We start from the raw sequence: 23,814 nt of genomic DNA on the forward strand, positions 1-23,814 counted from the left end.
GCCAGCCACTGGAGACAAGCCATGATCGAACTGCGCCCCTTTTCCGGCATCGGCCGCGCCAACCACGGCTGGCTCGATGCTGCCCACCACTTCTCTTTCGCCGACTACTATGAACCGACGCGGATGGCGTGGGGCAACCTGCGCGTGTGGAACGACGACACCATCGCGGCCAAGAGCGGCTTTCCGCCCCATCCCCACCGCGACATGGAAATCATCACCTATGTGCGCGAAGGCGCGATCACCCATCGCGACAACCTGGGCAACCAGGGCCGCACCGCCGCTGGCGACGTGCAGGTGATGAGCGCAGGCACCGGGATCACCCATGCCGAATACAACCTGGAAGACGAAACCACCCGCATTTTCCAGATCTGGATCATGCCCACCCGCCAGGGTGAGCAGCCGAGTTGGGGTGCGCGCCAGTTTCCCAAGGCCGAACGCTCAGGCGAGCTGGTGGTCCTCGCCAGCGGCTATGCCGAAGACAAGGACGCGCTGCCGATCCGTACCGAAGCGCGCCTGGTCGCCGCAACGCTGCTGGCCGGGCAGAGCGTGGACTATGTCCTGGGCGCAGAGCGCAAGGGCTATCTGGTGCCGGCCACCGGCAAGATCACGGTGAACGGCGTGACGGCCGACGCGCGCGATGGCCTGGCCATTGCCGATGTCGACACGATCACCATCTCCGCGCTGGAAGACAGCGAAATCGTGCTGGTCGACACGCTGTGATGGCCTGACGCCGGCAATTGACCAACGGGGCGGCCGCAAGGCGCGGCGGCCGCCCCCATCCTCCCAGGCGCGCCGATCGAAAGGTTCACGGCCATGACCCAAGCCACCACCCCCGCCCATGTGCCCCATGCCAGCGCCACCAGCACCGGCGCGGGCACGTTCCAGTCTCGCCTGGCGATCGGCGGGCGCGAAGGGCAGGACGATATCCTGGCCGATGAACCGGTGGCGCTGGGCGGATTGGGCACTGGCCCGACACCCTATGATCTGCTGTGCGCCGCGCTGGCCACCTGCACCACGATGACCCTGCGCTTTTATGCCGGGCGCAAGGGCTGGGACATTGGCGCAGTCCACACCGTGGTCACCCATGCCCGCGTTGCCGGGCAGACCCCGCCCGACCAGTTTTCCCGCGCCATCACGCTTGACCCCTCGCTTGAACCAGCGGTTCGTGACGAGTTGCTCGGCATCGCCAACCGCTGCCCGGTGCACAAGACGCTGACGCAGGGTGCCACGGTAGCCACTGTCCTGGCTGCCTGAGCGGCTGCCCTTCCCCATCCCCCGTTTTGCAAGAGGTCTTGCCATGGTTCCCGCCGCCGTCACCCCCGCACTTTCTCGCCAGGATTGGCTGGCCGCCCACGTTGGCGCGCACGATGCCGACACGATCGGTTGCCGCGCCCCGGCCATGCCCGATCACGCCAAAACCCGCCTGCAACGCTGGATGACCCGCCTGTTCGGCGACAATGCCCCGATGCCGCTGGCCGATCCACGCCTGGAGGCCGTGCGCCGCTTTGCCTGCGCCACCCGCGCCGGCCGGCTGCCCGATGGCACGCTGATCGGCGAGTTGCACCAGCGCGGGCTGGACGATGCCGAACTGGCCGCGATCGCCCGCTTTGCTGCGTGAATGGCTCGGCGCGTGAGGTCAGGTGAACGCTTTTCATCAAAAGCGTGAAAAGGTCGCGTTTGGCAAGCCGGGAACCACAAGCCATGATCAGCCACGCCCGCCCGATCAAGGCAGGGCCATGCATCATTGGCAAAAGGCAAATCCCATGCGGCTGGACGTGTCGCCCTATCTTTCGCAAAAATTCCTCATGCCAGCGGAAACCGAGCGGCACAGCGCGTGCTGGATGGCCTGGCCGGTACGGACCGCGTTGTGGGGCGATCGCCTCGCCGCCGCCCAAGCAGATTTTGCCACGGTGGCGCGTGCCATCGCCCGCTTCGAACCGGTGCACATGGTGTGCCGCGAGCAGGACGTTACGGCCGTGCGCGAACAGTGCGGCGATGCCGTAACGCCATTCATCGCGCCGATCGATGACAGCTGGATGCGCGATTCCGGGCCGACGTTCGTGCGGGGCAGCAAGGGCGGCCTCGCCGTGGTCAACTGGGCGTTCAACGCCTGGGGGCGCAAATACCACCCCTATGCCGCCGATGCCGCGCTCAAGCGCCGGATGGCCGAGCAACTTGGCCTGCCGCTGGTCACCTGTCCCCTGACTGCCGAAGGGGGCGCGATCCTGTCTGACGGCGAAGGCACGGTCATCACCACCGAAAGCTGCCTGCTGCACGCCAACCGCAACCTGGGGCTCACCCGTGCCCAGGTCGAGGCGGAGCTGCTCGCCGCGCTGGGTGCGGAAAAGATCGTGTGGTTGCCGGGCGACGCGGCCGAAGTGGAAACCGATGGCCATGTCGATTGCCTGGCGGCCGTCGTGCGGCCCGGCGTGGTGATGATGGAAGACCCGGCGACGGCCAGCGGTGCGCGCGCGGAGACGCTGGCGGCCAACCGCGCCGCTCTGTTGGCGCAGCGCGATGCGCGCGGGCGGCCCTTTGCGATCATCGATCTTCCCGCCGCGCCCACGATCGATCCGCGCGATGCCCGGCACCAGCCTTCCTATGTCAACTTCTACATTGCCAATGGCGCGGTGATCATGCCCGGCCATGGCGTGCCGCAAGACGACGCGGCGCGCGCTGCCGTGGCCGCCGCGTTTCCCGATCGCGCCGTGGTTCAGCTGGTGTTGCCGGCCCTGCCCTATGGCGGCGGCTCGATCCACTGCATCACCCAGCACCAGCCTGCACCGCATTTTCTGCCCGATGGAGCCCAGCCATGCGCCCAGTGACCGTTGCCGCCACCCAGTTTGCCTGCACCTGGGATCTTGCCGCCAATCTCGATCGCGCCGAAATGCTGGTGCGCGAGGCGGCTGCGCAGGGCGCCCAGGTCGTCCTGCTGCAGGAACTGTTCGAAGCGCCCTACTTCTGCGCCGACGAACGGCCCGATCACTTCGCGCTGGCCCGCCCCTGGGCCGGCAACCCGGTGATCGCCCGCTTTGCCGATCTGGCGGCTGAACTGGGCGTGGTGCTGCCGATCAGCTTTTTCGAAAGCGTGGGCGCAGCGCACTTCAACACCCTGGCGATGATCGATGCCGATGGCACCCAGCTGGGGCTTTATCGCAAGAGCCACATTCCCCAAGGGCCAGGCTATCGCGAAAAGTACTTCTTTGCCCCGGGGGATACCGGGTTCCAGGTGTGGGACACCGCCTTCGGCCGCATCGGCGCTGGCATCTGCTGGGACCAGTGGTTTCCCGAGTGTGCGCGCGCCCTGGCCTTGCAGGGCGCCGAACTGATCCTTTATCCAACAGCGATCGGCAGCGAGCCGGCCTTTCCCGGCTATGACAGCCAGCCACACTGGCAGCGCGTGATGCAGGGGCATGCCGGCGCCAACATGGTGCCCGTCATCGCGTCAAACCGGGTTGGCTTTGAAACGAACCAGGACGGTGACATCACCTTTTACGGCTCGTCCTTCATCGCCGACCAGTTCGGCGCCGTGGTAGCCCAGGCCCCGCGCCAGGGTGAGGCGGTGATCACCGCCAGCTTCGACCTGGACGAAATTGCCCCGCAGCGTGCCGGCTGGGGCCTGTTCCGCGATCGCCGGCCAGAACTCTATGGCGTGATCGGCACCTACGGCGGCTAGGATGTGTGGGGATTCAGCCCATGGCGGGCTGCGAACGGCCGCTTTTCGCGCTTCCGGTGCTCACGTACCCGTGCTCGGCACCTACGGCGGCTAAACCGGCAATTGCGTGGTGGCCTTGATCCGCTTGAGCGCAAAGTGCGAGGCGGACGTGGCCACCGCCGGGTGGCGCAGCAGGGCATGCATCAGGAAATGCTCGTATTGCGCCATATCGCGCACCACGATGCGCAGCTGATAGTCCCATTCGCCCGACATCGACAGGCATTCGAGTACTTCATCGCGATCTAGCACGAATTGCTCGAAACTGCCACGGGCCTGTGCATCGTGGGCCTTCATCCGCACCTGGCAGACGGCATCGAGCGCCAGGCCCAGCGCAGCAGGATCGAGCAGGCGCACCGCCGGCCCCAGCACCCCGGCCTCTTCCAGCGCCTTGAGCCGGCGCCAGCACGATGCGGGCGAGGTTCCCACCGCCTCGGCCAGGGCGGCGTGGCTGAGATCGGCCTCGCGCTGCACGGCCTGAAGCAGGCGGCGATCAAGAGCGTCAAGGGCAAGCGGGGCGGTCATGGCGTCTCTTATGGAGTTGCGAACGACAGAGGGAAGCAGCGAATCAAAAAGAAATTTGTGCATTGCCAAAAAAATTGTGAAGCATTCATACCAGCATCATGGCGCAAAACGATACAGATCATTCACTCTCGGGCGATCGACCTCGCATTCTGAAACGACTTTCCAGATCGCCTGCGACACACTGCGCGGATGGCCAGCGATCTTCCCCTCACGCCGCCCCCTGGTGCTGCCGCCGATTGGACAGTGCCGCAGGACTGGGCCAGCTACACGCCGGCCGACCATGCCACGTGGGACACCCTGTTCCGCCGCCAGGTGGAAATGCTGCACGATCGCGCGGCGCCGGAATTCCTGGCCGGGCTGGACATCCTGCGCCTGTCACGCCCCGGCATTCCCGATTTTGCCGAACTGTCAGAGCGGCTCTATCAGGCCACGGGCTGGGAAGTGGTGGCCGTGCCGGGGCTGGTTCCCGATGCGGTGTTCTTCGATCACCTCGCCAACCGCCGCTTCGTGGCAGGGCGCTTCATCCGCCGGCCCGATCAGCTGGACTACCTGTCCGAACCCGACGTATTCCACGATGTCTTTGGCCATGTGCCGCTGCTCGCCAATCCGGTCTTTGCCGATTACATGCAGGCCTATGGCCAAGGCGGACTGCGGGCGCAGGGCATGGACGCCCTCGCCAACCTGGCGCGGCTCTATTGGTATACCGTGGAATTCGGGCTGTTGCGCACGCCGCACGGGCTTCGCATCTATGGCGCGGGGATCGTGTCCTCGCACGGGGAAAGCGTGTTCGCGCTGGATGATCCCTCGCCCAACCGACTGGGTTTTGACCTGTCGCGGCTGCTGCGCACGGACTATCGCATCGATACCTATCAGCAGAGCTATTTCGTAATCGACAGCTTTGCCGACCTGCTTGACCAGACCCGCAATACCGATTTCGCCCCGCTCTATGCCGCCGTGGCTGACCTGCCCACGCTTGCCCCCGACGCCGTGATCCCGCAGGATCGGGTATTGCACCACGGCACGCAGGCCTATGCCCGGCGCATGCCCGCTGCCTGAAGGAACGCCATGAACGAAACCATATCCCTCGCCGCCCTTGGAGAAGCCGAACTGGTACAAGCCCTGGCGCTGTTGCCGAACTGGCAGCATGACCGGGCGCGCGCCGCACTGTACCGCCGGGTCGTCATGCCCGATTTTCCTGCGGCCATGGCATTCATGGTGCAAGTCGGCTTTGCCGCCGAGCGGATGGACCATCACCCGGAATGGAGCAATGTCTACAACCGGGTGGACATTTGGCTGACCACGCACGACGCGGGCGGCATTTCGACGCGTGACTTGGCCCTGGCTGGAATCATCGACGCCCTGATCTGAATTCCGCGACGCTGGCGTAGGCCCATCACCCCCGGAAGCGATTCCGGGGGTGTTTTTCGTGTGCGGCATGGCCCGGCCGCCCTGCTCGTCGCCACGGTATTGCTGCAACCGCGTTGTCGAGAAGCCATCACCATGTGCCTTCAAACAACTGGCGAAATTGGATTTTTCGAAAGGCGTTTTGGTAACGTTCAGAAAACGTTTGACGCAAAGGGCATTCGCGGGCAATTTGATAAAACAAAATTGTTTAATCGTAGGCAAGACCTACAATCTTCAGGAGAGGACATTTCGATGCGATCGTTTGCGTCTCGTTCCCGCGTGCTGCGTTACGCGGTATCGGCCATCGCACTGGCAACCCCGGTCCTTGCCACGGCCCAGACCGCTGAAAATCCTACCACTGACAGCGCTGCCGGAACGCCCGAACAGGCGATTATCGTTACTGGCATTCGCGCCTCGGTCGCCCGCGCGATCGACGTGAAGCGCAACAGCGCCAGCGTGGTCGATGCCATTTCCGCGCAGGATATCGGCAAGCTGCCCGACGTGACGATTTCCGACTCGCTTCAGCGCATTCCGGGCGTGCAGATCCGCCGCGACGCCGGCGAAGGTGCCAGCGTGAACGTGCGCGGCCTGCCCCAGGTGCAGACGCTGCTCAACGGCGAAGCCTATCTCGGCGCGAACTCGATCACGTCGGTCCAGCCCAACTTCACCGACATCCCGTCGCAGCTGTTTTCGGGCGCGAACGTCATCAAGTCGCCCACTGGCACGCTGCTCGCTTCGGGCATCAGCGGCACGATCGACCTGCTCACGCGCCGTCCGTTCGATTTCAAGTCGGGCCTTTCGGGCGCAGCCGCCGTCGAAGGTTCCTATGGCGACAAGGCCAAGAAGTGGAACCCGCAGGTCAATGGCCTGCTCGCCTGGCGCAACGATGACGTCGGCTTCCTGGTTTCGGCGTCCTACGCCAAGGTCGATCTGTCGAACTCGTATTCGGGCATCCAGCGCGATTACGGCGGCCGCCTCGCCAATGAATCGATTGGCGATGCCACCGGCTACGGCGGCTTCCGCTTTGACGATCCCAATCGCGGCACCTCGATCTACAACAACGGCCTGCTCACCGGCGTGGACGTGAACGGCGATGGCGATGCCAACGATACCTATTTCTCGCCCCAGGCCCACACCGGCTGGAACCGCATCACCACACGTGAGCGCTTCGGCCTCAACGGCTCGTTCCAGGCGCACCTCAACGACAAGCTCGACCTGGTTGCCGACGGGTTCTACACCAAGCAGACGCAGTATGATCGCACCGCTGGTTTCCAGTTCCAGGCGGTGAACTGGCAGGCGGCCGATTTCGTGCCGGGCCACTCGCGCGATACCGGTGTAAAGATCAACGGCTACAACTTCAACGTCGTTGACCAGTACAACTACACGCTGCAGAACTTCGACAGCTATTCCGAAACCGGCCGAACCAAGTCTGACTCGATCAACCTCAACCTGGAACTGCGCTATAACAGCGGGCCGTTCAAGGCGACGCTGCGCGGGCTTTATGGCAAGGCGCACAAGAACTTCGACGACAGCTATTTCCAGCTGAGCCTGTCGAACGGCAAGCAGTGGTTCAACGGCGTGGGCCACTATCCGGCCGCGCTGGGCGGCGATCGCACGTTCAACCCGCTGGGCTACACCTACAACACCCTGCCCGCCTCGATCGACTATCGCGGCGAAATGCCCAATTTCACCCTGCCGAACGCGCTGGCCAGCAACCTGGGGAATCCGGCTGCCTACGGCTTCAAGACCACGTCTTCGGAAAACAACTACCGGTCGAATTCGGATCTCAAGGTGGCGCGCTTTGACGCCAGCTATGAATTTTCGCCCGATGTGTCGTTCGATTTCGGTGCGCGCTATGGCGAGCGTGGTGCAGAAGCCTATTACTTCGATCGTGCCGCGCCGTTCTATGCCGGCCAGGGCGCATCCGATCCCAACGGTTGCTACGTGAAGTGGAAGGCGTTCGACGTTCAGATGAACAGCAGCAGCTGTTCGGCGGGCGACGCCAACGGTTTCTATACCGCCGGCCTGACGCGCCTGGGCAACGACGCGACGATCTCCAAGTACCTCAAGCAGTACACCGTGCCGGCCGGGGGCGTCGGCGCGTTCTACGTGCTCGATCCGCACGCGATGGATGATGCCGCCTCGTTCCAGAACAGCTTCTATCCCGGCAACAAGGAATTCGTCATTCCGGGCCGGTCCTATTCGATCAAGCTCCACCAGAAGTCGGCCTATGGCCAGCTCAACTGGAACACCGAGATCGGTGGCATGGCGCTGCGTGCCAACGCCGGCCTGCGCGTGATCAACACCACCTTCAACGTGCGCCAGAACATCTCGGGTCCGGGGCAGCCCTATGGTCTTCCGGCTGCCGACGTGGGCGATATCTATACCCACCGTTCGTTCACCGACTGGCTGCCGGCGCTCAACGCCTCGCTCGACGTGACTGAAAAGTTCCGCGTGCGCGCCGCGTTCTCAAAGAACATGACGCTGCTTGATCTGGCGCAGTGGGGCGGTGGCCTCGATCTCAACTATGCGATCGATACCACGTTCAACCCACCGATCTTCCGCGTGTCGGGCGGCAATTCCAACGGCAACCCGATGCTCGATCCCTGGCGGTCGACCAACTATGAAGTGTCGTTCGAATATTACCTGAACCGTACCAGCCTGATCAACTTTGGCCTTTATCGCATTGATATCGCCAGCTTTGTGAAGACGGACTCGGTCAAGCGGACGGACCTGCCCGATCTTGACGGCGTGGTGCGCAGCACCGTGTTCATCAACTCGCAGGTGCAGGGTCGCGGCGGCTATCTGCAGGGCATCGAAGCCGGGGCCAAGCTTGGGTTCGATTTCCTGCCGGGCGTGCTCAGCGGCTTTGGCGTCGATCTCAACTACACGCTGTCTGATTCCAACGCCGGGGGCACCAACCTGAACGGGGCCAAGCTGCCGTTCCAGGATAACTCCAAGCACCAAGTCAACGCGGCGCTGTGGTTCGAAAAGTATGGTCTCCAGGCCCGCGTGGCGTGGAACTATCGCTCGGCCCGCGTGGAGCAGACGAACTTTGCCGGCATCGACGGCCTCACGCTGATGCAGGCCCCGACCAACTATGTCGACGCGTCGGTTTCGTATGATATCAACAAGCGTCTGACGATCTATGCCCAGGGCTCCAACCTGACCGGTGAACACGAGCGCTATTACCTCGCGTTCCCCGACCAGAAGGCCTTCAACAACATCTACGAACGCCGCTTCCTGATCGGCGCCCGTACCAAGTTCTAAGTCTATCGAACCAAAGAGGATCTTTTCACGAGCCTCCTGACTGACCCGCCGTCCAACTTCTCCCCTGGGCGGCGGGTCTTTTCGTTTCAACCACACGAGTGTTGCCATGACCGACATGCCAGCCACCCAGCACGCCAAGCCCATCCGCCAGATCGTGATCGCCGGCGGCGGCACGGCGGGCTGGATGGCTGCCTGCTATTTTTCGGGCCGGCTGGCGCGACAAGGCGTGACCATCACCGTGGTGGAATCCAGCGCGATCGGCACGGTGGGCGTGGGCGAAGCCACGGTGCCGGGCATCCGCGACTATTTCCGCGCGATCGGGGTTGAGGATATCGACGTGCTTCGTGCCACCGGCGGCACGGTGAAACTGGGCATCGAGTTTCGCGACTGGGCCCAACCCGGCAGCCGCTTCTTCCATCCGTTCGGGCTCTATGGCGTGCCCTCACGCGGGGTGCCGTTTCACCAATACTGGCTCAAGCTGCAGCATGCCGGCGAGCCGACCGACCTTGCGGCCTACAGCCTGTGCAGCGCGCTGGCGCAGCGCGGCGCGTTCATGCTGCCGCCTGACAAGCCGGTGAACGACTTGGCTGTGTTCGACTGGGCGGTACACTTCGACGCCAGCCGCTTTGCCGCGATGTTGCGCGATCGCGCGCTGGCGCAGGGCGTGCACCACATCGATGACGTGATCAACGACGTGGCGTTGGATGCGCAGACTGGCCATATCGCGCATCTGGTAACAAAGGAGCACGGCAGCGTTGCCGGCGACCTGTTCATCGACTGCACGGGCTTTCGTTCACTGCTGCTGGGCAAGGCGCTTGGCGTGGCGTGGACCGACTGGACCGATCTGTTGCCGTGCGACCGGGCGGTAGCCATTCCCTGCGCCGCCGATGCGACGCGCGATTGGCCCTATACCGTCAGCACCGCGCAAGAGGCCGGCTGGCAATGGCGCATCCCGCTGCAGCATCGCGTGGGCAATGGCTATGTCTATTCGAGCGCGATGCTGTCGGATGACGAGGCCACGGCCAAGCTGCTGTCGCGCCTGGAAGGCGAAGCCCTGGCCGAGCCCAACCTCATCCGCTTTGGCGCCGGGCATCGCCAGCGCTTCTGGGCGGGCAACTGCGTGGGCATGGGCTTGGCGGCGGGGTTCCTGGAGCCGTTGGAATCGACCAGCATCACCCTGATCCAGACGGCGATCGAACGCCTGGCGGAATTCTTTCCCGATGCTACGTTCGATCCGGCGCTGGCCGACGAATTCAACCGCGCCACCACACTGGAATACGCCCGCATCCGCGATTTCCTGATCCTGCATTACCTGGGCAACCGGCGCGTGGGCGAGCCGTTCTGGGACCGCCTGCGCGACGCCGACGTGCCCGAGATGCTGGCCCACAAGCTGCGCCTGTTCCGCGCACGGGGGCGGCTGGTGCGGTATGAATGGGAAAGCTTCCTCGATCCCAGCTGGCTGTCGATGTACGCCGGGTTCGACTGGCTGCCCCGAGCACACGATCCCATGGCCGATCACTTTACCGATGCGGAAATCAGCGAGGCGCTGCGCCGCATGCGTGAAACCGTTGCAGGTGCCGTAGCCGAGGCACGGCCCCACCGCGATTTCATTGCGCATATCGCCGGCAGCCCACCGGCCGGCCCGTTGGCCGCCTGAACCCGCGCCCGCCTGTTTGCACCAAGGATGATGCCGCCATGGATGGCCTGCGCCCGGCCAGCAGCCTTGCCGCCCTGCGGCTCAACCCTGGGCGTCTGCCGTCCACAGCACGCGCGCGGCGGGCAGCAGGAAATGGCTGAAGGGCAGGATCGCCGCGCCCACAGCGGGGGCATCTTCGGCCAGCCAGGCACGCTGGACCAGCGACAGCGCCGGAACATGCGCGCCACGCCGCTGCAGCAGCTGATTCAGCCGATCGGCCAGCGCATCGACCCAGCGCCCCGGCAACCGGCCGCCGACGAAAATCGCCGCCGGGTTGATCAGGCAGTTCACCGCGATGAGGGGATCGCACAACTCTTCGGCGGCGCCTTCCACCCAGGCAGCCATGGCACTGGCGAGACGAGGATCATCCGGGTTGCCGCGCAGATCAGCCTCGGTCAGGCCGACCGCACCAAGGGCACGGCGCACGCCCGAAAGCGAGACGAGATCCTGCACCGGGTGCGGGGCCTGTCCTTCCCGCCGCGCCAGCATGAAGCCGATTTCGCCGCTGCGGCCATTGGCACCGCGAAAATAGGCGCCATCCACGACCAGGCCACCGCCCAGTCCGGACGAAACCAGGATGTAGAAAAAGCTGGAGCAGGTCTGGCCGTGGCCCAGTTGCTGTTCACCCATCGCGGCTGCGGCAGCATCATTTTCAACGAAGATCGGCAGTTCGAACGGGCCACGGAACAGGTCGGCAATGTCGGCAGTTTCCCAGCAGGCGAAATCGGCAGGCCGGCCGGGCAGATCGACCAGACCGAAATCGTCGGGCTTTGCCACCCCCAGCCCAACAAGCCGCGCCGGCTCGACCCCGGCCTCGTCCAGCAGGCGGCGGATCGATCCGCGATAGAGCGCCTGGACATCGGCCGGCATCGGGAAGGCAATGTCCTGAGTAATGCCGGCAACCACCGCGCCGGCAAAATCCACCACGACCAGCGTAATGTGATCGCGATCGATGTTGACGCCAATGGCATAGCAGGCCGACCGGTTGATCACCAGGCGCGTGGCAGGCTGGCCGCGTCCGCCGCGCCGCTGGCCAGCATCCTCGATCAGGCCATCGGCCATCAGACGCTTGGTAATGTTGGCGATCGCCGGCGGGGTAAGCCCGGTGATGCGGGCCAGATCGATGCGGGTAAGCGGGCCGTTGACGCGGATGGCATGCAGCGTGACGCGCTGGTTGTGATCGGCCGCACGCTCAAGGTTCGTGCCCGACAGACGGATCTGATCGCTGGCCATTATGCCGCCCGCCCCTGTGGGGTTGCCGTCCGGGGCGGTTTCAACCTGTTCATCGTGCCTCGATCCCATGTGTTTCTATTGCCACGCACGGCCTGCGAAACAAATGCGAAAAGCGGGGCATTTGCGCGCAAATTTCATGCATCAGCCTGTCGGTTATGCCCGACTTTGGCACAGCCCCTCGTGAAAACCAAAAAATATTTAAACTTGTTTTAATTAAGGATGCCCGGAATGCCTGTAAATCGTTTTCGCCTATCAACTTACCTGTCGACAGCGGCTGCACTGGCCTTTGGCCTGGGCCTGTCGTGGGGTGGCGCGGCCTGCGCGCAGACTGCGCCGAGCGAGGCAGCCCTTCCCGCGGCCGCTGCCAGCGCCGTGGCCCACCCCGCGCTGTGGCCCCAGGCCCACTGGCCCTGGCGCCAGGATGCCGCGATGGAAACGCGCATCGCCGCCCTGATCAAGCGGATGACGCTGGAGGAGAAGGTTGGCCAGATCCTTCAAGCCGATCTTTCCACCGTCACACCCGACGACGTACACCGCTATCACCTGGGATCGGTGCTCAATGGCGGCAATGCCGGGCCGGGCGGCAACGACTATGCCCCGGCGCCCGAATGGCTCAAGCTGGCGGACGCGTTCTATGATGCCTCCGTCGACAAGCGCGATGGCGGCGTGGCCATCCCGGTAATGTGGGGCACCGATGCCGTGCACGGGCACAGCAACATCGTCGGCGCCACGCTGTTTCCCCACAATTCCGCGCTGGGCGCCACGCACGATCCCGCGTTGCTGCAACGCATCGCCGCGGTGACCGCCACCGAAGTGCGCGTGACCGGCATCGACTGGACCTTTGCCCCGACCATCACCGTGCCGCAGGACACCCGCTGGGGCCGCGCCTTTGAAGGCTATTCCGAAGATCCGGCGTTGGTGGCCAGCTATACCCGGCCGTTCATCGAAGGGCTGCAGGGCAAGCCCAATTCCGGCCCGCTGCTGGCCGGGCCGCATGTGATCGCCACGGCCAAGCATTTCCTGGCCGATGGGGGCACGTTCGAAGGGCGCGACCAGGGCGACGCCGTGATCGACGAAGCGACGCTGATCAAGGTGCATGCCCAGCCCTATGTCAGCGCGATCGACGCCGGCGTGCTGTCGATCATGGCCAGCTTTTCCAGTTGGCACGGCGTTAAGATGACCGGCAACAAGAGCCTGCTGACCGACGTGCTCAAGAAGCGCATGGGCTTTGCCGGCCTGGTGGTGAGCGACTGGAACGCGCATGGCCAGGTGGCCGGGTGCAGCAACGCCTCGTGCCCGCAGGCGGTCAACGCCGGGATCGACATGCTCATGGCGCCCGATAGCTGGAAGGCGCTCTATCACAGCCTCATAGCGCAAGTGCAGGATGGCACGGTGCCGATGGCGCGACTGGACGAGGCCGTGGGCGCGGTGCTGCGCGTCAAGATGCGCGCTGGTCTGTTTGGCGCCGGGCGCCCGTCTTCCCGCCCCTATGCCGGGCAGTTCGATCTGCTGGGCAGCGCCCCCCACCGCGCCGTGGCGCGCCAGGCAGTGCAGGAATCGCTGGTGCTGCTCAAGAACGAAGGCGGTCTTTTGCCGCTGTCGCCCAAGGCGCGCATTCTGGTGGCCGGTGATGGCGCCAACGACATTGCCCGGCAATCGGGCGGGTGGACGCTTTCGTGGCAAGGCACCGGGCTTGATCCCAAGCTGTTCCCCGGCGCCACCACGCTGTGGCAGGGCATCGATACAGCAGTGCGCGCGGCAGGCGGGCAGGCCACGCTTTCGCCCGATGGCAGCTTTGCCGGGCAAAAGCCCGACGCGGCGATCGTGGTCTTTGGCGAGACGCCCTATGCCGAATTCCAGGGCGACCTGCGCAGCCTGCAACTCAAGCCCGATCTGCGCGCGCCGCTGGAAACGATGCGCAAGCTCAAGGCCGCTGGGGTTCCCGTGGTTGCGCTGATGCTGACCGGCCGGCCGCTCTATACCAACCCGTTCCTCAACCTGGCAGATGCCTTTGTCGTGGCGTGGTTGCCGGGGTCGGAAGGCGAAGGCGTGGCCGATGTGCTGCTGCGCGGCAGCGATGGCAGCGTGGCCCACGATTTCACCGGGCGCTTGCCGTTCCGCTGGCCGATGACCGCAGTGCCCGGCGGAGCAACGCTTTATCCGCTGGGCCATGGGCTGTCGCTTAAAACTCCCGCGCCGCGCTGGGTGGCCCTGCCCGAGCAATCGGGCGTTGACGACAGCGCGGGCAGCACCACCGAGTATTTCCAGAAAGGCGTGCCAACGCCAGGCTGGTCGCTGGAAATCCAGAACGCCGGCACCGGCGGGGTGACGCGGATCACCAGCGTGCCCGCCACGGTGGCCGATAGCGGCGTGGCCATCACCGCCAGCGATTACCAGGTGCAGGAAGGGGCGCGGACCTTTGCCTTTTCCGGCAGGAAGGGCACCGCGGCGCTGGCGCTCACCACCCACGCCCCGGCAGACCTCTCGCGCGAGACCAACGGCGAGATGATGCTGGTGACCACGATCCGCGTGGATGCGGCGCCCACCGCGCCGGTTACCCTGGCGATCGACAGCGCCGGAAAGGCCACCAGCCTGTCGCTGGGCAAGCTCGACATGCTGCCGCGCGGCACCTGGACGACGCTGGGCATTCCGCTGCAGTGCCTGCGCACGGCAGGGGCGCGGATGGATGCGGTCGACGCGCCGCTGATCCTGTCAACCGGCGGGGCGATGACGATCAGCCTGGCCCGGGTGAAGCTGGGGATGGATGCGCAAGTGCGGCTGCCCTGCGCCACGCATTGATCGCCGCGCCAAGCCCTGCTGGCGCATGACGCGGGCCGGGACGATTCCCGGCCCGCGCCCATGCACGGTCAGTGCGAAAGCCGCGCGGCCAGTTCCTCGAGATCGACGCCGCGCGTTTCGGGGAAGAAGCGCCAGACCACCACCGCCTGCACCGCCATGGCCAGGGCAAAGACCACGAAAGGCAGGCTCTGGGTGAACTGCGCGACCACCGGGAAGGCAAAGCTGATCGCGGCGTTGAGCACCCAATGCGTGGTGCTGCCCAGCGCCTGGCCGCGTGCGCGCACCGGCGTGGGAAAAATTTCCGACAGATAGACCCAGATCACCGCCCCTTGGGAAAACGCAAAGGCAGCGATGAACAGCACGAGCAAAGGCAACAGGAACTGCGCGCCGCTGCCCGTGGCATAGATCGCCGCCACGCCCGCCAGCGCCAGCGTGGTGCCGATCGCGCCGGTGAGCAGCAGCGGGCGACGGCCCACGCGATCGATCACCGTCATTGCCACCATGGTGGCAACGAGGTTGGTCAATCCGATGGCGACCGCCTGAAGATCGGCGGATACACCGGTGAAGCCGGCCGCAGCGAAAATGTCGTTGAGGTAATAGAGAATGGCATTGATGCCGGAAAGCTGGTTGAACGCGGCAATCGCGATCGCCAGCAGGATCGGCCGGCGATGGCGCCGCCAATCGAGGCGTGCATCGGATTGATCGGTGCTGGCCAGCGCCATGGCATCGAGGCCAAGCCGGTCTGCCGCCACCCGTGCCTGCGCCCCACGCCCCTTGCTCGCCAGCCAGCGCGGACTTTCGGGAATGCCGGGCAGCATCACCGCAAAGAACAGCGCCGGCAGGGCCGCAATGCCAAGCTTGGCCCGCCAGGCGATGTCAGCCGGAAGCGCCAGCGCCAGCAGCCAGTTGCTGCAATAGGCCAGCAGGATGCCGGCAACAATGTTGAACTGGAACATCGCCACCAGCCGGCCACGCCGGGCCGCGGCGCTGACTTCGGAGATATAGACCGGCGCCAGCACCGACGAGCCGCCGATGGCAAGGCCGCCCAGAAAGCGAAAGGCCACAAACAGCGCCATCCCGCCCGCCAGGGCAGAACCGATCGCCGAAACGAGATAAGCGACACCGATCCAGGTCAACACCCGGCGGCTGCCCAGGCGATCACCCAGCCCCCCGGCCACACTGGCCCCCACCAAGGTACCCCACAGCGCGGCAGAAACGGCAATGCCCAGCCCTGTGGCGGAAAGTGCGAAATGCTGGCGCAACGCCTCGGTCACGCCGGAAATCACCGCCGTGTCGAACCCGAACAGCAGCCCGGCCAGGCTGGCCGCGACGGCTGCACTCACGGCCGCCTTCGGCATCGGTTGCAGAGCCCCTTCCCCCGGGCCGCTACCGCCCTCGAAATTCGCATGCATCGCGCTCTCCCAATCATTAATTCAATTTGACTTATTAATTCGGTTTGCGTCAGAAAGGAACCGACGATGATGGGCTGGCGACCGCGACGACGGGCCATCTCATACACTGGTGCCAACACCCGGCCAAGCGGGTGACGCGCCGACCAGGAGAGGGATTTTCGATGCGTTTTGCCACAAGCCTGCTTGCTGCCACGATTCTGGGTGGAATGCTGGCCCCGGTCGCGGGTGCTGCGCCTGTGACCAACGGCGGCCCGTGGAATGCTGCCCTGATGCAAGGCGGCATCGGCATCACCCGCGAGGTGCCGACTACGGCTGCGGTGCTGGCCCCGCATGCCCCCACGGCCCTGGCCGCCTGGGTGCGCCCGCAGGCCATACAAAGCGGCACTGTGGTGCTGCTGTCGCTGGGCGATCCGGCAACGGCCTGCCGCTGCCTGGCCCTGATCGATGGCAAGCCGGCGCTGCGGATCGGATCGGCGATGATCGTGGCGCCCCGTGCGATTGTCGCCGGGCGGTTCAGCCATGTGGCCGCCAGCTGGGATGGTGAACGCGCCACGCTCTATGTCGATGGGCAGGAAGTGGCGCGCGGCGGCTTGGCCGATGCGGGTGCCTTGGCGCCCCGCCTGGCCGTCGCCCCCGCCATGCCCGGCGCGCCGCACTTTGGCGGCGACCTGGTCGACGCCCGGATCGAGGATGGTGCGCTACCGCTGCCCGCCGTGCAGGCGCTGTTTGCCGCACGGCCCGATTTCGATCTGGTGCAAATGTGGCACGTGGGGGTTGGCTGGGAATTCCAGAAGACCGCCAACACCGGCTATTGGCGCCAGCAGGATCCCTGGACACTGCCCCAGGCCAAGGGCGGCTTCTCCGCACCGGTGGCCAAGCCCGTGCCGGCTGCCGCCGTGGTTCAGCCGCTGGCCAATGGCGTGTGGCGGATCAACGGCTGGCAACTGGCTGGCGCGCCCGATGTGCCGGGTGCCGATGGGGCCACGCTTTCGCGCCCCGGCACGCCCAAGGGCCAATGGCGCGCAGCGACCGTGCCGGGCACGGTGCTGACCACGCTGGTCGATCGCGGGGTCTATCCCGATCCCTATTACGGGCTCAACAACCTGCGCATTCCCGAAAGCCTGGCGCGGCAGGATTGGTGGTATCGCACCAGCTTCACCGTGCCGGCGGATGCGGCGGGCAAGCGCCTGGCGCTGCGCTTCAACGGCATCAACTATGCCGCCGAAATCTGGGTGAACGGGCAGAATCTGGGGCAGACCAAGGGCGCCTTTGCCCGCGGCGAATTCACGCTGGTGCCGGTGGCCGGCGAAAACGTGATCGCCGTGCGGGTTTCGCCGCCGCCGCATCCGGGCATTCCGCACGAGCAGTCGATCGCCGCCGGCGTGGGTGAAAACGGTGGCCAGTTGGCGATCGATGGCCCCACGTTCGTGGCCACCGAAGGGTGGGACTGGATTCCGGGCATTCGCGATCGTGACACCGGGCTGTGGCAGGAAGTGCAGTTGCGCGCACGCGGCGATGTGCGCCTGCTCGACAGCCAGGTGGTGACCGACCTGCCCCTGCCCCGCACCGACAGCGCTGACGTGCTGATTACCGTGCCCCTGCGCAACGATGGCACGACACCGCGCACGGTGACGGTGCGCGCCGCGTTTGACGATGTCAGCGTCGAACGCAGCGTCACGCTTGCCCCCGGTGAAGGCGAAGTGCGCTTTACCCCCGCCGATTTCCCGCAACTGCGCATCAAGAACCCGCGCCTGTGGTGGCCCAACGGCTATGGCGAGCAGGCCTTGCACCCGCTGCATATCACCGCCACGGTCGATGGCGCGGTGTCTGACCGTGCCGAGACGCGCTTTGGCATTCGCGAGGTTTCCTATGACCTTTCGCTGATGGATCATGCCGGCGCGCTGCGCCGGGTCAACGTGCAACCCACCGATGGGCGCCTTGCCGGCACCAAGCTGATCGACGTGCGCCACGAGGCGATCAAGGAAACCCCGCGCGGCTGGGTGGAATCGCTCACGCCGGCCGGCGAAACCTCGTCCGGTGTGCAAGCGCTGGGCGCGGCCGACACGCTGCCCGAACCGCATCTGACGATCCGCGTCAACGGCGTGAAGATCGCCGCGCGCGGCGGCAGCTGGGGCATGGACGATGCGATGAAGCGCGTTTCGCGCGAACGGCTGGAGCCGGCCTTCCGCCTGCACAAGGAAGCCCACCTCAACATCATCCGCAACTGGATGGGCACCAGCACCGAGCCGGAATTCTATGACCTGGCCGATGAGTACGGCATGATGGTGCTCAACGATTTCTGGCAATCGACCCAGAATTTCCAGGTGGAGCCGCAAGACCCACAGCTGTTCCTGGCCAATGCCGAAGACGTGGTGAAGCGCTATCGCAACCACCCCTCGATCATCATCTGGTTCGGCCGCAACGAAGGGGTGCCCTATCCCACGCTGAACGAAGGGCTGGACGACCTGCTGTTCAAGCTGGACGGCACCCGCTGGTACACCGGCAGCTCCAACACCGTGAACCTGCAGGGATCGGGCCCCTACAACTATCGCCAGCCGCAGGGCTATTTCACCGATCTGGCCACCGGCTTTTCGGTTGAAACCGGCACGCCCTCGCTGGCTACGGCAGCCGCGATCGCGCAATATGTGCCCGAGGCCGATCGTTGGCCGCTGAGCGATACGCTGGCCTATCACGACTGGCATTTTTCAGGGAACGGCGACACCAAGACGTTCATGGAAAGCCTGAACCGCCGGTTCGGCACGGCCACCAGCTTTGCCGATTTCGAGCGCAAGGCGCAGATGATGAACCTGGAAACCCACCAGGCCATGATCGAGGGTTTCCTGGGCCATCTCTGGACCAAGAACAGCGGGCGCCTGTTCTGGATGACCCATCCGTCCTGGCCATCGAACGCCTGGCAAATCTACAGCTCTGACTTTGACACCCACGCCGCCTATTACGGCGCGCAGCGTGCCGCCCGGCCGCTGCACGCGCAGCTCAACCTGCCCGACAATGCGCTGGTGCTAGTCAACACCACGCAGGACGATGCCAGGGGACTGACGGTGACCAGCACGGTGACAGACCTGGCCGGCAAGGTGCTGTTCACGCGGCGCGACCGTGCCGACGCGCTGGCCAACCGCGATACCACGCTCAAACCCCTGCCGCTCGACACGATCTTTGCGTCGGCGCCGATGGTGCTCGTCAGCCTCAAGATCACCGATCGTGCCGGCAAGGCGGTCAGCGACACGGTCTATTGGCGCGGCAAGGACGAGGATGCCTATCGCGCGCTCAATGCCATGGGCGCCGCGCCGCTCGCGATCAAGACCGGCGCCCCGCAGGACAGCGGCAGCGAACGGGAAATGGCCATCACGCTGACCAACAGCAGCAGCACGCCGGCTCTCAACACCCGCGCCACGCTGGTGGATGCGGCTGGCAAGCGCATCCTGCCGGCCTATTACAGCGACAACTATGTTGCGGTCATGCCGGGCGAAAGCCGCACCATCACGGTGCGTTGGCCGGCCAGCGCCGGCACGGCGGCGGCGGTGACGCTGGAAGGGTGGAACGTGCCGGCCGCGCAACAGGGTCTGTCGCAGTAATGCGGCTGCGGCATGGCCTGGCCGCGCTGGCGCTGGCTGCTTCCCCGGCATGGGCAGCGCCCGGCGCCGGGCACCCTGTCGCGCTGACGCAAAGCGGGCCGGTGGTCGGCACGGCCGATGCCGATGGCGTGACGCGCTTTCGCGCCGTGCCCTATGCCGCACCGCCACTAGGCCCGCTGCGCTGGCAACCGCCGCAGCCGGCGCCGGCGTGGCAGACCCCGCGCGACGCCACCGCGCCAGGCGCAACATGCCTGCAAAACGATTACGGCTGGAACCACGCCGACTATGTGCGCGGCAACGAGGATTGCCTCACGCTCGATATCGCCAGCCCGGCGCTGGCGGGCAAGCGCCCCGTCATGGTGTGGATCCATGGCGGCAGCAACCGCGCGGGATCGGCCGGGGGCACGGTGTTGAGCGACCTGGCGCGCCACGGCGTGATACTGGTGGCCATCCAGTACCGGCTTGGCATCTTTGGCTTTCTGCCGCACCGCGCGCTGGCGGCAGAGCGCGATGGCAAGACCGGCAACTATGGCCTGATGGACCAGATCGCCGCGCTGCGCTGGATCAAGGCCAATATTGCCCGCTTTGGCGGCGATCCCACTCGGATCATGATCTTTGGCGAAAGCGCCGGCGCCGAAGACGTGGGCTATCTCCTTGCCAGCCCGCAAACGCCCGGCCTGTTCCAGGCCGCCGCCTTGCAAAGCGGCACCCCTGGCTTTGGCCTGCCGCCGCGCCCGTTGGCCGAGGCGCTGCGCCTGGGTGACCAGCTCGACGCCCAACTGGGCACTGATGGCAGCGCCGCGCCGCTGCGCGCGGCATCGCCGCATGCCCTGCTCGATGCAGACAAGGCGCTGCACGACAGCGCGCTGGAAAGCGACGATTTCATGTGGCTGCGCGCCACAGTGGATGGCGCCGTGCTTCCAGCCGCACCCGAAGCCCTGATGGCCAGTGCCCCGCCCCGGCCCGTGATCATGGGTTCCAATCGCGCGGAATTTGGCCTGCCCGGTGGCCGCCCGCATCGCGATGCCAACGTGGCCATGGCCTTTGGCCCCAATGAAGCGCAGGCGCGCGCATTCTATCGGCTGGATCAACCCGATCCGCCCGAAGACCCACGCCTGGGCAGCCGCGATTTGCAGATCGCCACCGACATTCTGTTCCGCTGCCCCACCGGGCGCATGGCCGATCTCCTGGCCGCGCATGGCTGGCCGGTGTGGCGGTACGAATTCGATATCGGGCCAGGTGGCGCGCGCAGCTTCCACGGCGCGGACATCGGCTATATCCACAATGCCACGCCGCTGGCCGATGGCAGCACGCTGCAAGCCCACTGGATCGCACTGGCGCAACATGGCGCGCCACTCGCGGGATGGCCAGCCTATGCGCCAAAGCGCACCCATCTTGTCATCAGCCCGCAAGGCGTCAGCACTGGCGAGGCGCTGGCCGACCTTCCCTGCCGTTGGAGCCGCTATCTGTGACCATTCCTGCCAATCGCCGCCGCTTCCTGGGTTTGATCGCAACGGCGCCGCTGGGTGTCGCTGGCGCCAGCACCGCCGCCCGCGCGGCGCAAGCCGTGGCACCCGTTTCCCCCACCCCTGTGCCACCCCCTGCCGCCGTGGCATTGACCGATGACGAGCGGCGGCGGCTGACCGATTTTCCCTGGCTCGCCCGCTATGCTGAAGACAATGCACGCATCACCGCCGCCGCCACGCCGGTCAAGCTGGTCTTCATGGGCGACAGCATCACGCAGGGCTGGCCCGACAAGCACCCCGCCTTCTTTGCGGCAGAGGGCCGCGTGTGCCGGGGAATCAGCGGCCAGACCACGCCGCAGATGGTGCTGCGCATGATGGCCGACGTCATCGCGCTCAAGCCCCGCGCGGTGCACATCATGGCCGGTACGAACGACATTGCCGGCAACACCGGCCCAATGACCCTGCAGCAGACGCAGGACAACCTCGCGGCGATGGCCATGCTCGCCAAGGCCAGCGGCATTGCCGTGCTGCTGGCCTCGGTGCCACCGGCTGCACGGTATTATTGGCGCCCGGGCCTGGATACGGTGACCCCGATTGCGGCGATCAACCAGTGGCTGGCCAGCTATGCCGCCACGCACGGGCACACCTTTGTCGATTACCACGGCGCGATGCAGGATGGCGCGGGCGGCATGCGGCCGGGCCTCGCCTATGACGGCGTGCACCCGACCGAGGCCGGCTATGCCGTGATGGAGCAGGTGCTCTCGCCCATTCTGGCAGCGAAAGGCTTTAGCTGACCCGCGCGGCTGCCACGGTTTGCTGGATGAAAGACAGCTTGGCGATGATCGCGTCAGACAAGTGGAAGGGATAGAGGTCGGCCTGCCCCATCGCCCGGTTCACCGCGTTCATGGCAAAGGACACCGGCGCCATTTCCGCCGCCAGCGCGGCGGCATCGGCGCGATAGGGATCGAACTCCACCGCCACCTGGCCGTCGCCATCATGCCCGCCAAACGCCGTGAGCGACAGGTCAAAGCCCCGCGCCGTTGCCAGCACATCGACGATGTGCAGGTAGTGGGCAAAGGTTTCGGCAAAATCCTCCCACGGGTGGCTGGTGGCATAGGCGCTGACGAAGTCCTCGGTCCACGGCTGCGCGCCACCGCCATAGTGCGCGGCGAGCGCGGCACCGTAATCGGCGCGTTCGTCTCCGAACAGGGCGCGGCAGGCCTCCAGTGTCGCGGGATCGGTCGCGACCAGGCGAGACCAGAAATGGTGCCCCACCTCGTGCCGGAAATGGCCGAGCAAAGTGCGATAGGGCTCTCCCATGTCGAGGCGGACCTGCTCGCGATGCGCATCGTCGGCCTCGGCCACGTTCAACGTGATCAGGCCCTCGTCATGGCCGGTGATGATCTTTGGGGCACTGCCCGCAGCGCCAGGCTCGCCATAGAGGAAATCGAAAGCCAGCCCCTGCCGTTCCGGCGTTTCCTCTGCCTTGGTCTCCAGCGGCAGGCCAAGGCGGATCAGCGTGTGGAACAGGCGGCGCTTGGCCTCTTCCACCTTGGCCCACAGCGGCGGCACGGCGGGATCGGCCAGATCGGGAATGGTGCGGTTGTGCCGGCAGGCACGGCACATGCCGCCCGGCGCATCGCGCGTGGTCAGCCAGTTGCAGATGCCGAAATCGTTGTTGTTGGCGCAGACCACCAGATCGGCCGAAGTCTCGGTGCGATCCTTCCACGTGGTGCCCTCTTCCGCCAGATAGCGAAAGCGGTCGATCGCAGGGTCATAACCCAGCGTTGCGGTGCAGGCAGGGCAGACCCGCACTTCGAAGTGATTCAGGCGCAGGCATTGAGGGCAGGCAAACGGGCGCATCGTTGGCTCCGGGCTTGGCGGGGAGTGACAGGCGGCTTGCCTTGCCAGCACTACGCCGCGTACCTGCCCTGGTTCCAAGGGCCCGCCGATCTTGCCGGCGCAGCGCGGTTGCGATGGCGCGTAGCTTTGGGCACAAGGCCGCTGCGATGAAGAAGAAACGCCGCTATCTCACTGCCACGATGCCCGATGGCTACGTCAAGACGATCGGCCCGACCACCGACAGCTTTACCCATTACTGGCGGATCGTGGCGGAGCTGGAAAACGGCAAGACCGAGGTATTCTGGGGCCACACCCGATCCTTGGCCGAGGCGCGCCGCAAGGAGGCCCCGACGCGCGAGGCAGCACGCATGCGCGGCTGGAAAAGCCACAGGTTCGAGATAGCCGAACTGGTGGAAACACCAGCCTGAACGGCCACGCTGGCGCAGCGCTCATTCAAACTGCTCCTGATCGGATGATGTTCGCGGTCGAATGATCCGAAATTGACATTCCTTTACAAGCGCGGGCCGGGCCGATGTGCGATGGCAATCGGAGGGGATGGATCGGGGTATCGGTAGTGTCTACAAGCATGCACAGCACGGATTGGCACGGCACGGATTGGCGTAGCACAGGGTGGGCACACGCCCGCGCGGACGAAGCCCAGGCATCGCGCGCGAAAGCACCCAATGGCCGAAAGCTGGCCTATATTGTCGCGCTCAACACTGCGCTGTGGGGCGCCATGCTGGTTGCAGCCTGGCTCGTGACGCACGGCTGACGCAACGCGACAACAACCGCCTGTTATCGGTACACGGGATCAAAGCGCTGGTTTGCCAGATGTTTGCGTAACAGGCTATGACAAGGACAT

18 protein-coding genes are annotated in these 23,814 nt (G+C 65.6%); 14 read left to right on the forward strand and 4 right to left on the reverse strand.

Features of this window, described 5'->3' with window-relative positions; translation table 11 throughout:
* Positions 1 to 21 precede the first annotated feature (21 nt).
* The 5 genes from C8K14_RS07660 (at position 22) to aguB (ending at position 3,676) form a co-directional block, all read left to right on the forward strand.
* On the forward strand, positions 22 to 720 hold the full coding sequence (locus tag C8K14_RS07660; RefSeq protein ID WP_022675355.1) for a pirin family protein: 699 nt from the start codon (positions 22 to 24) through the stop codon (positions 718 to 720).
* A 93-nt stretch (positions 721 to 813) separates the two neighbouring features.
* On the forward strand, positions 814 to 1,254 hold the full coding sequence (locus tag C8K14_RS07665; protein WP_107716224.1) for an OsmC family protein: 441 nt from the start codon (positions 814 to 816) through the stop codon (positions 1,252 to 1,254).
* A 43-nt stretch (positions 1,255 to 1,297) separates the two neighbouring features.
* The gene (locus C8K14_RS07670) at positions 1,298 to 1,618 is read left to right on the forward strand and encodes a hypothetical protein (protein ID WP_054131161.1); all 321 of its coding nucleotides are present in this window, start codon (positions 1,298 to 1,300) and stop codon (positions 1,616 to 1,618) included.
* 145 nt (positions 1,619 to 1,763) lie between these two features.
* Entirely contained in the window at positions 1,764 to 2,825 is a 1,062-nt protein-coding gene (locus C8K14_RS07675) for an agmatine/peptidylarginine deiminase (protein WP_199223699.1), read from the forward strand.
* The gene (gene aguB / locus C8K14_RS07680) at positions 2,813 to 3,676 is read left to right on the forward strand and encodes an N-carbamoylputrescine amidase (protein ID WP_107716225.1); all 864 of its coding nucleotides are present in this window, start codon (positions 2,813 to 2,815) and stop codon (positions 3,674 to 3,676) included. Before C8K14_RS07675 ends, aguB begins: the two co-directional genes overlap by 13 nt.
* A gap of 90 nt (positions 3,677 to 3,766) precedes the next feature.
* On the opposite strand, the gene C8K14_RS07685 is transcribed toward aguB, so the two are convergent.
* Positions 3,767 to 4,237, reverse strand: a complete 471-nt coding sequence (locus tag C8K14_RS07685; RefSeq protein WP_022675350.1) for an Lrp/AsnC family transcriptional regulator — start codon at positions 4,235 to 4,237, stop codon at positions 3,767 to 3,769.
* A gap of 189 nt (positions 4,238 to 4,426) precedes the next feature.
* Between C8K14_RS07685 and phhA the strand changes: the two genes are divergently transcribed.
* From phhA to C8K14_RS07705, 4 genes are all read left to right on the forward strand, one after another.
* Entirely contained in the window at positions 4,427 to 5,293 is an 867-nt protein-coding gene (gene phhA / locus C8K14_RS07690) for a phenylalanine 4-monooxygenase (protein WP_107716226.1), read from the forward strand.
* A gap of 21 nt (positions 5,294 to 5,314) precedes the next feature.
* Positions 5,315 to 5,605: a 4a-hydroxytetrahydrobiopterin dehydratase gene (locus C8K14_RS07695; RefSeq protein WP_369974044.1), complete on the forward strand. Its 291-nt coding sequence runs from the start codon at positions 5,315 to 5,317 to the stop codon at positions 5,603 to 5,605.
* A gap of 288 nt (positions 5,606 to 5,893) precedes the next feature.
* Positions 5,894 to 8,911 carry a TonB-dependent receptor gene (locus tag C8K14_RS07700; protein WP_054131162.1) on the forward strand — a complete coding sequence of 1,006 codons (3,018 nt, stop codon included), beginning with the start codon at positions 5,894 to 5,896 and terminating at the stop codon, positions 8,909 to 8,911.
* 106 nt (positions 8,912 to 9,017) lie between these two features.
* Positions 9,018 to 10,568 carry a tryptophan halogenase family protein gene (locus C8K14_RS07705; RefSeq protein WP_199223700.1) on the forward strand — a complete coding sequence of 517 codons (1,551 nt, stop codon included), beginning with the start codon at positions 9,018 to 9,020 and terminating at the stop codon, positions 10,566 to 10,568.
* Positions 10,569 to 10,649: 81 nt separating this feature from the next.
* On the opposite strand, the gene C8K14_RS07710 is transcribed toward C8K14_RS07705, so the two are convergent.
* Positions 10,650 to 11,840 (reverse strand): ROK family transcriptional regulator, encoded by a 1,191-nt coding sequence (locus C8K14_RS07710; protein ID WP_107716300.1) that lies wholly within the window; start codon positions 11,838 to 11,840, stop codon positions 10,650 to 10,652.
* 228 nt (positions 11,841 to 12,068) lie between these two features.
* Between C8K14_RS07710 and C8K14_RS07715 the strand changes: the two genes are divergently transcribed.
* On the forward strand, positions 12,069 to 14,639 hold the full coding sequence (locus C8K14_RS07715) for a glycoside hydrolase family 3 protein (RefSeq protein ID WP_107716228.1): 2,571 nt from the start codon (positions 12,069 to 12,071) through the stop codon (positions 14,637 to 14,639).
* Between the two features lie 68 nt (positions 14,640 to 14,707).
* Here C8K14_RS07715 and C8K14_RS07720 read toward each other — a convergent pair whose 3' ends face one another.
* Entirely contained in the window at positions 14,708 to 15,997 is a 1,290-nt protein-coding gene (locus C8K14_RS07720; RefSeq protein WP_107716301.1) for a sugar porter family MFS transporter, read from the reverse strand.
* A gap of 215 nt (positions 15,998 to 16,212) precedes the next feature.
* On the opposite strand from C8K14_RS07720, the gene C8K14_RS07725 reads away from it, so the two are divergent.
* Genes C8K14_RS07725 through C8K14_RS07735 form a run of 3 tightly spaced genes read left to right on the forward strand, consistent with a single transcriptional unit; the run spans position 16,213 to position 21,904 of the window.
* Positions 16,213 to 19,644 carry a LamG-like jellyroll fold domain-containing protein gene (locus C8K14_RS07725; RefSeq protein WP_107716229.1) on the forward strand — a complete coding sequence of 1,144 codons (3,432 nt, stop codon included), beginning with the start codon at positions 16,213 to 16,215 and terminating at the stop codon, positions 19,642 to 19,644.
* A complete protein-coding gene (locus C8K14_RS07730; protein ID WP_107716230.1) occupies positions 19,644 to 21,116 on the forward strand; it encodes a carboxylesterase/lipase family protein in 1,473 nt (490 codons plus the stop codon). The genes C8K14_RS07725 and C8K14_RS07730 overlap by 1 nt, the downstream gene beginning before the upstream one ends.
* Positions 21,113 to 21,904 carry a GDSL-type esterase/lipase family protein gene (locus C8K14_RS07735; RefSeq protein ID WP_231627581.1) on the forward strand — a complete coding sequence of 264 codons (792 nt, stop codon included), beginning with the start codon at positions 21,113 to 21,115 and terminating at the stop codon, positions 21,902 to 21,904. Before C8K14_RS07730 ends, C8K14_RS07735 begins: the two co-directional genes overlap by 4 nt.
* Here the strand turns inward: C8K14_RS07735 and C8K14_RS07740 are convergent.
* Positions 21,897 to 22,973 carry a putative zinc-binding metallopeptidase gene (locus C8K14_RS07740; RefSeq protein WP_107716232.1) on the reverse strand — a complete coding sequence of 359 codons (1,077 nt, stop codon included), beginning with the start codon at positions 22,971 to 22,973 and terminating at the stop codon, positions 21,897 to 21,899. The genes C8K14_RS07735 and C8K14_RS07740 overlap by 8 nt on opposite strands.
* A 146-nt stretch (positions 22,974 to 23,119) precedes the next feature.
* Here C8K14_RS07740 and C8K14_RS07745 point away from each other — a divergent pair, with 146 nt between their 5' ends.
* Positions 23,120 to 23,380: a hypothetical protein gene (locus C8K14_RS07745; RefSeq protein ID WP_062784780.1), complete on the forward strand. Its 261-nt coding sequence runs from the start codon at positions 23,120 to 23,122 to the stop codon at positions 23,378 to 23,380.
* Positions 23,381 to 23,814 lie beyond the last annotated feature (434 nt).

The sequence above is a fragment of the Novosphingobium sp. GV079 genome (assembly GCF_003058045.1).
Lineage (GTDB): Bacteria > Pseudomonadota > Alphaproteobacteria > Sphingomonadales > Sphingomonadaceae > Novosphingobium > Novosphingobium capsulatum.